This window comes from Planctopirus hydrillae (assembly GCF_001707835.1).
GTDB lineage: Bacteria > Planctomycetota > Planctomycetia > Planctomycetales > Planctomycetaceae > Planctopirus > Planctopirus hydrillae.
Genome location: NZ_LYDR01000108.1, coordinates 58,792 through 72,232, shown reverse-complemented (window position 1 = coordinate 72,232; position 13,441 = coordinate 58,792). Strand labels below are relative to the sequence as shown.

General features: G+C 53.0%; 10 protein-coding genes. 6 read left to right on the top strand and 4 right to left on the bottom strand.

Features of this window, described 5'->3' with window-relative positions:
- The 3 genes from A6X21_RS12710 to A6X21_RS12695 form a co-directional block, all read left to right on the top strand.
- On the top strand, window positions 1-461 hold a 461-nt coding region (locus tag A6X21_RS12710), incomplete at its 5' end, for a BRCT domain-containing protein (RefSeq protein WP_315851682.1).
- Between the two features lie 576 nt (window positions 462-1,037).
- Window positions 1,038-2,621 carry an extracellular solute-binding protein gene (locus A6X21_RS12700; protein ID WP_165603786.1) on the top strand — a complete coding sequence of 528 codons (1,584 nt, stop codon included), beginning with the start codon at window positions 1,038-1,040 and terminating at the stop codon, window positions 2,619-2,621.
- Between the two features lie 321 nt (window positions 2,622-2,942).
- Window positions 2,943-4,097 carry a GTP-binding protein gene (locus tag A6X21_RS12695; protein WP_083233584.1) on the top strand — a complete coding sequence of 385 codons (1,155 nt, stop codon included), beginning with the start codon at window positions 2,943-2,945 and terminating at the stop codon, window positions 4,095-4,097.
- A 179-nt stretch (window positions 4,098-4,276) separates the two neighbouring features.
- Here the strand turns inward: A6X21_RS12695 and A6X21_RS12690 are convergent, their stop codons facing one another.
- Window positions 4,277-4,669 (bottom strand): hypothetical protein, encoded by a 393-nt coding sequence (locus tag A6X21_RS12690; protein WP_068848415.1) that lies wholly within the window; start codon window positions 4,667-4,669, stop codon window positions 4,277-4,279.
- A gap of 251 nt (window positions 4,670-4,920) precedes the next feature.
- On the opposite strand from A6X21_RS12690, the gene A6X21_RS12685 reads away from it, so the two are divergent.
- The 3 genes from A6X21_RS12685 (at window position 4,921) to A6X21_RS12675 (ending at window position 9,156) form a co-directional block, all read left to right on the top strand.
- Window positions 4,921-6,153 carry a radical SAM/SPASM domain-containing protein gene (locus tag A6X21_RS12685; RefSeq protein ID WP_068848414.1) on the top strand — a complete coding sequence of 411 codons (1,233 nt, stop codon included), beginning with the start codon at window positions 4,921-4,923 and terminating at the stop codon, window positions 6,151-6,153.
- 225 nt (window positions 6,154-6,378) lie between these two features.
- Complete coding sequence (locus A6X21_RS12680; protein ID WP_068848437.1) at window positions 6,379-7,425, top strand: DUF1559 domain-containing protein; 1,047 nt, start codon at window positions 6,379-6,381, stop codon at window positions 7,423-7,425.
- 159 nt (window positions 7,426-7,584) lie between these two features.
- The gene (locus A6X21_RS12675; RefSeq protein ID WP_068848412.1) at window positions 7,585-9,156 is read left to right on the top strand and encodes a glycosyltransferase; all 1,572 of its coding nucleotides are present in this window, start codon (window positions 7,585-7,587) and stop codon (window positions 9,154-9,156) included.
- Window positions 9,157-9,196: 40 nt separating this feature from the next.
- On the opposite strand, the gene scpB is transcribed toward A6X21_RS12675, so the two are convergent.
- The 3 genes from scpB to A6X21_RS12660 all read right to left on the bottom strand — a co-directional run bounded on the left by scpB (window position 9,197) and on the right by A6X21_RS12660 (window position 13,194).
- Window positions 9,197-10,108, bottom strand: coding sequence for an SMC-Scp complex subunit ScpB (scpB, locus tag A6X21_RS12670; protein ID WP_068848411.1), 912 nt, complete (start codon window positions 10,106-10,108; stop codon window positions 9,197-9,199).
- 90 nt (window positions 10,109-10,198) lie between these two features.
- Entirely contained in the window at window positions 10,199-12,106 is a 1,908-nt protein-coding gene (locus A6X21_RS12665; protein ID WP_068848409.1) for a polysaccharide biosynthesis/export family protein, read from the bottom strand.
- Window positions 12,103-13,194 (bottom strand): hypothetical protein, encoded by a 1,092-nt coding sequence (locus A6X21_RS12660; RefSeq protein ID WP_131818317.1) that lies wholly within the window; start codon window positions 13,192-13,194, stop codon window positions 12,103-12,105. The genes A6X21_RS12665 and A6X21_RS12660 overlap by 4 nt, the downstream gene beginning before the upstream one ends.
- Between the last annotated feature and the right edge of the window lie 247 nt (window positions 13,195-13,441).

Sequence of the window (13,441 nt, the reverse complement as noted above, 5' to 3'; positions counted from 1 at the left end):
TTGGAGAAGACAAGCTGGGCTCGCAGGATAGCCCGTTTGGACTTCCCAAGCTTCGTATCGTGAAAATGGTGATTGGGTCCGCAACTCCCGAAGTGGGTGAAGTGATTGCCGAATCCGTGCATCACTTCTTTCACTCGGAATATGGGTCAGGACTCATCGAAGAACTCAAGCACCTGGGGCTGAATCTCGGCACTGAAAGCGAACAGCAGCAAACAGCTGCCACAGACGGAGTACTCTCAGGGAAGACGTTTGTTGTGACTGGCACGTTGCCCTCCATGGGTCGTGAGGAAATTGAAGAATTGATTCGTCTTCATGGTGGACATGCCTCGAGCAGTGTCTCGAAAAAGACCAGCTTCGTTGTGGCTGGTGAGAATGCCGGGAGCAAACTGGCCAAGGCTCAATCGCTGGGAGTCCCCGTGATCAATGAAGCCGAATTCATGAAACTCATTGGCAAGGCTTGAGGTTGTTTGTCCAGAATAGATAACTCACGGTCCAGTCATCACTTTTTGTTGCAGCCTGAGTGATTTGAAATGTGCCATGCTTGCAGCTCTGGGCTGTCTTTCACACATAATTAGGAGTCATCTTCACTAACGGGTGGCCCGGCCAACTTGTGGCCGGGTTGTCGTGCAGTTCCACGACAACAAGAAGCCGCGCCATGCGCGTCTCCTGTCACTACCGTTTGAACTTTTTTGGATGGCACAACCATGAAGCACCAAAAATTAAATCAGTGTGAAAGGGCGTGGTCTTTACATCCTTACACGTCAATTCTAGTTTAAAATCAATCTGGTAAGGTGATCGGTGACAGATATCCTTATCCGCCCTTAGTTCCACTGCTCTGCCAGCTTTAATGCAATCGTCGCATGCCTCAACAACCATCGAGCATGTTCGCGATCAACGAACCGAGTCCAATCAACTGGGGGCAAACGAAGACGTTTGACCCCAGCCACCCAGTCGCTACTGTTTGCAGCACGGGTGACCTGCCACAAAACACAGCGAAACTGAGACATCGATCCTTTGGAGAATTGGAGAAGACGTTCATGAATTCCCGCCCGCAGGATGACAACACTGGCACGCGTGTTTTGAATGCCAGCCTGGGCAACTCCTGTGACGAACACCACGATGTTTCTCTCGCGGCCCAGTTCCGTTCGACCCAGATCCTTGCGACCCCGCTCCTTCCCGCCCAGCAGAATCATGTCGTCACCCGCCGCACATTTCTTCAGAGTGCATCGCTGGCCGTGAGTGCCAGTTGCCTGAGTTTATCCGGTTGCCCCTGGGGGAAATCCGAGCCAGTTGGCAAACCGCTCAGTGGGGTGTCTTTGGAAATCGCCAGCCCCGCCGCCTGGAAGCTGGCCGACTTCTGGGAAGTTCTCATTGGTGAATGGGAAGCCCAGACAGGTGCCGTGGTCAATTTTTCCGCCAGCTCGATGGAGGTCCCTTCTCACCCGCAACTCGCTTTTGTGGCCAACGATCAATTGACTGCTTTCGACGAGAAAAATCTCCTCTCCCCGTTTGAGCCTGTCGATTCGACAGGTGAACCACAAAAGCTCGATATTCTCAACGGCCTCAAGCAAAGGTTGGCCACAAGAAATCAGCGGCTGATTGCTTTGCCGATCTCGCAGCCCGTGTATCTGCTCTACTACCGCCGGGATCTTCTGGAAAAAGCCGGTCTTAAAGCTCCTCAATCCTGGAGTGATTACGAAAATTTACTCACGAGCCAGAAAGCCTGGGCGAATGGACTTTCCATCGTCGAGCCCTGGAGTGAGGCCACGCGATCGACCTGGTTCCACACTCAACTCGTGCCATTATTGCGCGGCATGGGCGACTATTCCGTCTGGTTTGAGATTGGAAGTGGTGCGTCGAGAGTTTCTCAACCCGTCGCCAATGCCATCTTTGCAAGGCTCGCCAGACGCTGGGAGTTCCTCGATCCCGTATCAGCACAACTCACCGCTGTCGAAGCCAGAGCGAAAGTGTTGAAGGGTGAAGCCGCCATGGCGATTGGCTATGAGCCGGTCGCTCATGCGGGAATTTCAGCCACGATCGCCGCAGAATCCCCGTCACTGGAATTGAACAGCACTGGCGAAATTGCTGTCGCTCCCATCCCAGCCACAGCGGAAGCCTACGATCCGCTGCGGAAAACATGGCTCAAGCATGCGGCTGGGTACCGTCCGGCACTCGTCGGTTTTGATGGCTGGAGCCTGACGTTCCGTCATTCGCAAACTCAAACACTCGGGGCTCTTTCAAGCCTGCTGGAACTTCTGATTGACCTGCGCGCCGACGAAGCTTTCCCTGGGGCAGCACTCTCTCTGACTCGGGAATCGCAATTGACCAATCTGAGCCAATTGCCCATCTCGGGGTTGAACGCGGCCAGTGCCGGAGAAGCCTTCGATTCGATTGCTCAGGCATTACGGGCGAACGATGTCACCACGTACCTTCCGGTTTTGGGGCAGGAGATCTTTATCGAAGCGACGCAGAAAGCACTGGGGCAGTGGCTCGAAAAACCCGCCCAGGGCGAAGCGGCTGCGCAACAGCTTGTCGATGGTTTTGCCGCCGGTGTGGCATCCGTGGGAGCCGAACAGATTCAGAAGAGTTATCGCCGGTCGTTGGGGTTGTTAGCCGATTGACCCAACTTAAGGGGTCGTCTTCGAGTTTGAACATCATCTCACGAACGGAACTGGCGACAGATGATGGACGAAAAGTCAGATCACACGCTCTTCATGCTTCGGAGGATTCGTGGATCTCAGGGTGCTTTTCATAAAACGATGGCGATTTGTGTGCCATGCTGGAAGCTCTGAGCAAGCATGTTTGGGTATCCAACGCCGCACCGTTTTTTCCGAGGAAAAGACTCAGCGTACTTTCGATCTCTCATCACACTAAAATACTGTGTTCACATTTGATCCCGCCAATTTGTTTCTACTTTTGTCCAGCATGTTGGGAGTTTTGAAATGTCATCGGAAAAGCTGCCAGGGCAGGGCGTAACTCAACCAGTGGCAGCCCCATCCCGCACCATTCGCTTCATCATGGTGGGTGGCTTTCTCGGAGCTGGCAAGACGACCACACTCGCCCGTCTGGCGAGGCAATATATGGCCGCAGGTCATACTGTCGGGATTGTGACCAACGATCAAGCGACCGATCTTGTGGACACCAATTCGTTGAGGTCGCAAGGCTTTGATGTGGGCGAGGTGGCAGGGGCCTGTTTCTGCTGTCACTTCAATGAATTGATTGCCACGCTCGGGCAACTCGATGATTCCCGGGCACCCGGCATCATTCTCGCCGAACCAGTGGGAAGTTGTACTGACCTCGTGGCGACCGTGGTTCAGCCATTAAAGCAGCTTTATTCCGCCAGATTTTCGATTGCCCCCTATTCTGTCCTCCTCAAGCCTTCGCATGGTTTGAAAGTCCTGCGCGGTGAAGGGAGTGGCTTCTCACCCAAGGCTGCATACATCCTCGAAAAGCAGCTTGAAGAAGCGGACGCCGTCCTCATCAATCGCGCCGATGAATTATCTTCCGAGCAGATGCAGGAACTGGTTTCGCTTGTCCAGAAGAAAGTCCCCGGGACACCCGTCTTGCGAGTCTCTGCGAAAACTGGCGAAGGGTTCGATGGCTTCTGTGAGTTTCTGGAACAGGAAGGAATCTTTGGCAGAAAGGTGCTGGAGATCGACTACGACATCTATGCCGAAGGCGAAGCCGAACTGGGCTGGTTGAATACCAGCCTCACCATTCGCAGTGAACAGCCAGTCTCGCTCGATACCTTTCTGCTGGGAGTCATTGAAAAGTTGAAAAAATCGTTGGGAGCCAAAGGGGCGGAAACAGCCCATCTCAAAGCCATCGGGCTCTGGGAAGGATTCTTTGGTGTGGCCAATCTCACCAGCAGTGATGGCCCGGCTGAACTCTCTCTTCCTTCGCGATGTGCCGTCCAGGAAGCTGAAGTGGTGGTGAATGCCCGCGTTGCCATTGATCCTGAACACCTTCAAGAACTGGTGATCGCCAGCTTGCAGGCAGTCGCTGATGAACTCGGGGTTCAGGTCACCTTGCGACAGACGCAAAGTTTTCGCCCCGGACGCCCGAATCCGACCCATCGACTTGCCACACCTGTGTAACTCTGGGTAAAGTTCGTATTCCCCCTGAGAGTTTAAGTCATTATATTAAGCAAGATATTGAAAACCCCGGAGGGTGGGGCAGAGCAGTCCTGTACAAATGGACCCAACTCTACCCCACACTCCGCCTTTATGTCGCACTCACCCTTCATACCACGAAGGTTAAGTGCGACTTTTTTCATTTAAGCAGTGCCATCATCATTTGTGAGGGATTCAACTTTCTCCATAAAACGGGTCAAATCGTAATGAATAGCAGCATCTGACCCGCGAAATTCTATGAGATTCTGTTCTCGCAAATTACACATGATTTGCAAAAACTTGTCTTTGGATAAACCAGAAACAAACGCTAAGTAGTCAAGGCTCGGATCCCTCGTAAGGTTTGGGCGACGATAGTCAACCAAAGTGAGAATCACTCTCAACTCATTAACACCCTGGCTTTCGCCGAAAATGCGATCCAAGCATCTGAGTAGCCTCTTTGGAAACGGCGTAAATCCTTCATCAATGACGGCGATTGACCACTTTTGAGCGAGTATGTCATCCGGCCGAATCAGAACTTTGCGGCGTTGAAACGACATAATATGTTAATCTAATTAGTTTTTGTTTTCTAAATAGTCGTATTGTACCGGCATGATACCGACTCAATTTGTTGCAGTCAAGGGATCGCGACAATTTTTTTTGATTTTTCGAGAACGCAAGAATGAGGTTTTGAAGCAAACGCTATTTCTCGCATTTGTTTAGACTGTTTTTGTCTAATGCGTTAACTCATGTTTCTCTTTTTGCGAATCTTGCTTGTGTTGCCAAAGCCCGTGTTTATGCGAGAGTCCAAATGTACCTTGAATTTGCTGCCCGCCTGTTAACCGTCACTGATAAACGCCTCGCCTGGAAACTGGCCTGGAATATGGGCGTCAAAGGTGCCCTCTCGGTGCATAAGTTCAAACAAAGGCTCAAGCAGGGGGAGAGCTTCCCACCGTTTTTATACATCTCGATTATCAACAGTTGTAACCTCAGGTGTCAGGGATGTTGGGTCGATGTCGCAGCCAAACAGCAGACCATCAGCCTGGAAGCCGCCAACAGGTTGATCAATGATGCGAAACAGGCCGGCAACAGCTTCTTCGGGATCGTGGGTGGTGAGCCCTTCATGCATCCACAACTGCTCGATATTCTGGCCAGCCACCCGGATTGCTACTTTCAGGTCTTTACCAATGGACACTTTATTACCCCAGAGGTCGCCCGCCGATTACGACAGATCGGGAATGTGACTCCGCTCATCAGTGTCGAAGGGACCGAAATTGTCAGCGATGAACGACGCGGCCGGTCAAATGTCCTCAGCAAAACGATGATGGGCCTGCAGAACTGCCTCAATCAACGTCTGGTCACGGGCGTCTGCACCAGTGTCTGCAAGACGAACATCGACGATCTGTTGACAGAGGCCTGGGTCGATCGCCTGATTGAAATGGGTGTGCTCTATACGTGGTTCCACGTTTACCGGCCTATGGGCCCCAATCCACAGCCTCAACTGGCACTCTCTCAAGCCGAGCAACTGCGAATTCGCCAGTTTGTGGTCAACATTCGCGCCACGAAGCCCATCGGCGTTGTTGATGCCTACTACGATGGAGAAGGGCGTGCCCTGTGCCCGGCTGCAACTGGAATTTCCCATCACATCAGCCCGTGGGGAGGCATCGAACCTTGCCCGATTGTCCAGTTTGCCAAAGAGTCGATCCATGATGAACGGCCGATTCGCGAAGTCTTCCGGCAGTCCGTCTTCCTCGAAGACTTCCGCAAGCTCGCTGCTTCTTCGACAAGAGGCTGCATTGTGCTCGAACGACCAGATCTGCTGAAGCGACTCGTCGAAGATCACCAGGCTCCCGATGGCACTGCGCGAAAGACGGCTCTGGCGGAACTCGAAGCAATGGAAAAACTTCCCTCTCAGGGAACTTCCACACCCGAACAGCTCATTCCCGAAAAAAGCTGGGCCTACCGCCTGGCCAAACGCTGGTTCTTCAACGACTTCGGCGTCTACGACAAAGCGGCAAAATCACCTCATCGCTACATGGCGTAACGCGTTCTCTTCCCGTCTCATGCCTGTTTGTTTATTTGTTGGTGGAGATACTTAGGAATATTACCGGTGAGTGCTGCTGTTTGCCGTCAAATTAAGGTTTTTATGTGATCTGGATCAGCGACTTCAGAAATTCTGTTGATCATCCTTTGGTCTGATGCTCATGATGCCTTGACACGTACGAGCTCGCTCGTCGCCGTCTTTATGGGTGGTTTTCGGAGCTGCAAAATGTTGCCTGCCTTGAAGGCACGATCACGTTCGAGTGGTTTCACGCTGATTGAACTGCTGGTGGTGATCTCGATCATTGCGATTCTGATGGCACTGTTGTTGCCTGCCGTACAGCAGGCACGTGAAGCTGCTCGCCGCACACAATGCCGCAACAATATCAAGCAACTGGGCATTGCACTCCACAACTATCACGACAATCACGGCACTCTGCCCGCCGGTCTGATTGTCAGGCTGGCAACAAACAATACTCAGGATCTTCCCAGCCGATTTGCTGCAGTTCTCGATCAGAATCGTCATCTGGGAACAAACTGGATGGTTTCGCTATTGCCATTTATTGATCAGTCACCTCTTTACAATCTGGTGGATATCAATACCCCGCTCAGCATTGCCAGCGGAAACAATGCCACAGTTCGCAGTACCACCATTCCCGGATACTTGTGTCCTTCCGATGCGTTCAATGGTGCTCCCCTCGAGCGATACAATACTTTCGACAACACAGGAGCAGCAACGACTCCAGGCAGACCGTGGGCTCGGGCAAACTACGGCGCCAATCTCGGTCGCGAAATGTACGAATGGCAGATCCAGCATCGAGCCACTCCATCGCAAAAGAAAGGGGCCATGGGTTTTGGCTCGGGTTCAAAACTCAGTGAATTCACGGATGGGACCAGTAACTCGGCTATGGTTTGGGAGATTCGTGTCGGCGTAAACAACCAGGATCCACGAGGAGCCTGGGCCCTGGGCCGCTTTGGTGCGAGTCTCGTGGGCGGTTGTGATGTCGGGACTGCCGGACTGGCCGATTGCAGTGGTATCAATGCCCGGGATGCATTTGCTGACGATGTCGATGGTTGCACGAACGCACCACAGAATGGAATGGGCTGTGCATTCGACCGGGGCGATGGAGAAGTGGCACCACGCAGCATGCATACCGGAGGCGTGCATTTGCTGTTGGGAGATGGAAGTGTCCGGTTCGTCTCAGAGAATCTGGATTTTACGGTTCACCGCAATCTTAACAGTATTTCCGGTGGAGAACTGACTGCCGAGTTCTAATGAGCTGGTTTTCGATTGAGCCAGATCGTCAAGACTCTGATTGATCGCGGACTGTTTCACATGGACGATTCATTGACAGGATCGTCTCGTCACTGAACTTCAAGAAATCTCTTTAGTGAATCCAGTTCGACTTCGAGAGTGGGATGCAGGGAGACCGCAATGGTCTGGTTAATTGTTGCCGGGTTGATTGCTGTCACGTTGCTCACATTTGTGATGACAATCGCGCAACTCGACCTGTACCGTCGCTACTGGTTCTCGGTACTCCGCAAAGATTGCCAGCGGGAGGTGCCACCCCTTCCTGAATCATTACCGCGAGTCACCATTCAGCTCCCTATTTACAATGAGTCTCCCGTCGTTAATCGACTCCTCGAAGCCGCTTCACGAATTGACTATCCGCATGATCTGTTACAGATTCAGGTGCTTGATGACTCGACAGATGACTGCTCGAAGATTCTTGTTGAAAAAGTGGCCGAGATTCAACAGCGAGAGCCCAGCCTCAATATTCAGTACCGACACCGCATCGATCGCACAGGTTACAAAGCCGGAAATCTGGATGAAGGAACTACGTGGGCGACAGGTGAGTTTATTGCCATTTTCGATGCGGATTTTGTACCAAAACCAGACTATCTGCAGCAGACCATCCGCTACTTCCAGAGTGAAGATACTGCCATTGTCCAGAGTCGATGGGGGCATTTGAATCCTGAATCGTCAATTGTGACTCGAGTTCAGCAATTCTTTCTGGATGGGCATCTTTCCGTCGAGCAGAGAGGGCGAGGTGATAGCGATCTATTTCTGATTTACAATGGATCTGCCGGCATCTGGCGAAAACAGGTGATCGTGGATTGCGGGGGCTGGATGACAACAGCTGCCATTGAAGATGTCGATATGAGTTATCGCGCCCAGTTGCGAGGCAAAAAGATTGTCTATCTCGAAGACTACACGACTCCTGGCGAGTTACCCGATTCAATGATCGCGCTGAGGCTGCAACTCTTCCGCTGGTGGAAGGGAAACTTACAGATCGCTATTAAGTATATTCGCCAGGTCTGGCAAAGTGATTACCCGCTCATCAAGAAGCTACATGCGACGACACACCTCTTTGGCCCTCTAATGTCCGCAGTGACATTTGCAAATATAATTCTCGCGGGGGCTGTGCCGCTGATTGTGACGTGGTATCCGGAAACTCGCTACTGGCTGGCATCGACATTACTGGGGGTAGCACTGATTCCCGTCCTGTTTCTAGTTTACGGCACGGGAAGAATCCGTTTTGGTGAAGGCAGTCATTGGCAAAAGATACTGGGTGTCATCCCTTTGGGAAGCATGCTGATGGTGCTGCATTCCGGACTTTCATGTCAGCACACAGTCTCTGCCTTTGAGGCCTTCTTTACCAAAAAAAATGTCTGGGTCGTCACGCCCAAAGGGTTTTCCAGCACAGGCTCATCACAGGCAAAACGTCGTCGCGTCAAGATTCCATGGTATTTCTGGCTTGATGCACTGGTTATCGTCTATCTGATCGCTTGTGGCTGGATTGCATTGATGTTTCAGTTCTACATGATCGCGGCCCTGCAGGGACTCTGGATCGGTGGCTTTCTGTGGGTTTTGGGTGGATCTTTGTGGGAGGCGACCAAAGACCAGCGAGCCTTCTCGTTCTCATCCGCCGAAAAGGATCATTTAGAGAACGCCGCGGCAGAACTCTCGCCTGGCTCAATGGAAAGTGCCACTCTGGCCTCTTGAGCAGATTATGCAGTAGTGATCTGGAGGGGGATTACCCGGCTCACTTCAGCGAGAATGTTTCAATGCGTGGAAGATCCGCAAGTCGGCGGAGCTGGAACAGGCTCAAAAATCTGGCTGTTGTGATATAGCGCACAACCTTCGGATTTTCAGCATCACGTTCAACAGCCAGAAGCTCATGTCGCAAAAGTTGTTTTAAGTAAGGGCCTGCAGGAACTTCGTAGATTTCATTGACTTCGCGCTCTTCAATCGGCTGGTGATAGGCCACAACCGAAAGTACTTCAATCGCTTCTTGCGAGAGCTTGATTTCCTTGGGCCCCTGGCCATAGGCTTTCGCACGAAGTTTTTCAAACTCAGCACGCAACGAAAGACGGTAAACCCCCTCCTGATGAGTCACCTCATAAGGGCGCTGCTGATCATCGTACATCCGTTTCACTTCACCAATCGCGAGTTCAATCCGTTGATCGGTAATGTCGTTACGTAGAATCTCTCTGAGTCTCGCAATGGTTACAGCGGGTTCACCGACAAACAGACAGGCCTCGATGACCGATCTGACAGTCGGCTCATGGCTGCTAGCGGTCGATACCTTTCCTGATGAGTTCGCAGCAGTCGCATTGATATCTGCAGGGACTACCTTCTCCCCGTTCTGGTGCAAGGAGGCCTCAGCGAGCCGGTTCTCACCAGTCGTGGCGACTTGCTGCTCAATCGCCTCTGGTGAAGGATTCAGGATCGATTGATTGAATGGGGTGATCGGGCCAGTTGGAGTTATTCCGCCGGCGACCAGTTCATCGACGGGCTGCTTTGAATAGGCTTCTTCGGCTGCCTCACAGGCTTCAAGGGCCAGGCGGTAAGCCGCTTCAAGATCATCGACATCCCAGGTGGGTTCATCGACAATGGCGTCATCACCAGCCTCTGGCTTCTCTTCTTCGTCAAAGGTGTCGGGAAAGCTGCTCATAAGACTTCAAAGCCATAGCTACAGAATTATGAGCAGAATACGGCTTTGTGAGAAATCGTCGCCTGCTCCGCTGATCGCCAGTAGAGAGAATTAATTACCATTGTTGCTGTTCAATTGTGCTGCAGCGACACCGAATAATGCGCCTTCGAGCAGATTGCGTTCAATAAAGGCTCCGCAGGCTTCGAGTTTGGTATATTGCAGCAGGATATAGTCACCCGGTTGAATGATAATCCGTTCTGCCGGATTCCGTAGTGCATGGTACAGATTAATCTGAATCGGTACCTGTGTGCCATCGGGCATGGGGCGGATGACAATCGCATTCGAGGCACTGATTGTCACATCATTATTCAGTGCCGATGTGCCACCGATTTGACGTGATGACCCCTGTGAGCGTCCTTGTCCCTGGGCGATCGCAATGGCTCCCAGAATATCGACATCGTAATCACGGGGAAGTGTATACTGACCACCACCCAGCAGGCCGCCGGTATAGAAAACGTCGGTATCACGGGATTCGATGAAGATGATATCACCATCATTGAGAGTGATGTCGTGCTCGTGAAAATCGATCTGTTCGCCTGGTTTGAGACGAATCGGAATGCGAATGATTTCCGGGTTGTCGATCGTGGGAATGGAGTCTTCCTGGTAGCTGTCAAAAAATGCAGGTGTGGGTGCTCCGAACATCTGGTGGCCCGTGGCAAATCTTTGAGTCCCATCCCACGGGATTACGGGTGAACCCGTCACCACTCCATAAGTCGGTGCCGCTTCCAGCGGAGAATTCTGGGGGGGAAGATAATCGCCATGAGGATTGGACAGGTAAGGTAATGCCCCCTGGCTGTGCTCATTTCCATGCCAGGTGGGGCCAGGCGATACCGAGGGCTGATTCGTCTGGTGCCGTGCTGGGATGACCGGCCCCCGTGAATTGTAAGCCGCTGATGGCGCCGGTGAACTTCCATATTCCGAAGGGTTCGGCGTAGCCATCGGCGAAGCCGGCTGCGAAAAACCAGCGAATGCGTGAGGGTTCGAACTGGTTGGACGCGATGGATAGCCATGGTTTGGCTGGCGAGCAGGATCTGAAAATCCGCTGAAGTGATTCTGCTGTGGAGATCTGTTCCCAGACCAGTTGACATCCGCGTAAGAATCATTCGATTGTCCGCGAATCACCGGTTGATTCTGAGGGTTACGCCCCGAGTTCAACGAAAGTCTGGGCCTGGTGGGCTGTTTCTGACTTACAGGTGTCGCCTGAATCGTAGCTGGGTAGGGGGGCTGTACATGCTGGCCAGCATGTCTGGCGCGAATGATATAGACTGCGTTTTCGGCATCAAGCCCCGGTAAGCCGCCTGTATCGGTCAGTGCATGCAGGACATCATTCTTGTAAGCCGGGAGTGCGACAATCTTGCCGCTGCCCCGCTTGATGACACCGATATTGAGCTGGCCTTGCGCAGCCACATTCGCCTGCTGGCTGGCTTCCTGCCGGATCACCAGCACCCGGTAGAGCCGTGGTTGCTGAAGTGCCAGGCTGATCCGCTGGTGTGGCTGCAGGATCTGCTTCGGTGAACTATAGGCATGTCGAACGGCTTGTTCCGCCTGAATGATGGTTAAACCACGCACAGGCAAAGCACCAATCACCGGGAGCGAGATTGTACCATCTTCACGGACAGGGAGCGGATATCCCAATGAAGGTGGCACATCGTTCGTCAGCGGAAAGTGAACGGGAGGGACATCTTCTTTACGTCCCAGCAGACCTTCAATATACACACCGAGAACATCGCCGCTGTCGAGCAGATAAGCGGCTGGAACGGGCTGACGTAACAGCGAAAGGTCAATCGTACGCTGATCGGCTCGCGAAGGGCCGCGCAATTCATCGGGCAGGTAGCGGGCCGGGACGCCGGACATCGGGTGAAAAGCTGCACAGCCACCTAACGAAACGATGGAAACCCATGAGAGCATCATGAGTAAAGCCAGCCTGGATGTCTGCAGATGTGTGTGTGACAAACTCATCGCTGCACACTCCCGGAATACATGCTGGCATTCGCTTCTGGTGTTGTCATTTCAATGTATTGGGCGGCACGCGACGGTTGACTGTTCGGTGCAGAAAACCCACCCGTCATGGGGATCGCAGCTCGATTCATCCCTTGTGCCGGCGCTGGAAAATAACCTGCCTGTTGAACGGGTCGAGTCGGCCCATACCGGTTGTCACGCGCTGCCCCCCAGTTCGGCTGAGCGGGAGGCGCCTGATAGACAGGTGGCGGCTGATAGCCGGGAGGCGGCTGTAATGAAGGCTGTGGCTGTCCGTGCGAGGGCAGAGCCTGAAAAGGCTGTGTTTGATATGGCTGTGCTTGAAACGGCTGTGCCGGCCCTTGTGGCCAGGAATTCGTACCTGCAGGAGCCGAGCCCGGTGATACAACAGGCGGCGAATACTGGTTCATCGAGGGAACTTCAGGCAGCGGTTGAGGTCCCTGATTCGTTCGATGAGGCTGATAGCTCCCCGGTGTCGGCGGCATTTCTGGCAGTGGCTCCATCGGATGGGGCATCGAAGTGACAGGAGCAGCTTGCGGCGCAATCACGGGTGGTGCTGACCATCCATTTCGATCGAGAGCGTTGCCCTGATGATGCTGTTCTTCCGGTGTCAGATAAGGCTTATCGGTCGAAACCACGCGATTGAGGTCGGCAGCCTGACTGCGCGTTGCATAATCCAGACCTGTCGCATAGCCATCGAACCATTCCTCAACAAGTGGCCGACCAGCTCCCGAGCGGTAATAGGCCTGCCAATAGCGAGACGGTGCCACTGCAGGGACTGCTTGAGGTGCTCCCATGGCGACATCCACAAAGGCCTGTTCAAACCCTCGGCGGAAGTCTTTCGTCACGGGTTGATTGCAGGTCGAGGAATAGGCCGCCAGATGACGGCAGGCACACTTCTTAGCGGTATGCCGCGTGAGATGATCGTCAATCCAGGGTGTGTATTCGTGGTGCAGGTGCATCTGTGATGGCGTGCAATCAATACATCCTTCCGGCGAAACTGTCGCGCAGCCACCGGCCAAAAGGCCCAGGCAGCCGGCAAGCGAAAGACTCGTGATCAGCCGGTGCATGTTTCCATCCATCCACAATGACACACAGCCGCCTCTCATCGTCATGAGCACCATGGATGGTGCCGACATGTCCATGCGGCGACTTTCCCCCAGAAAAGTCGGAATGACTCTGCACCGTGAGCGCGATGACGCACTTTGAGTTGCCGAGCAACCGACTTCGTCATGTCTGGTATCGGAGGAGAACCTGCCAAAGAATGACGATTTTTCCGGATTTCTTGGTTATGCCGAAAAAACCAGTGGCGAATAT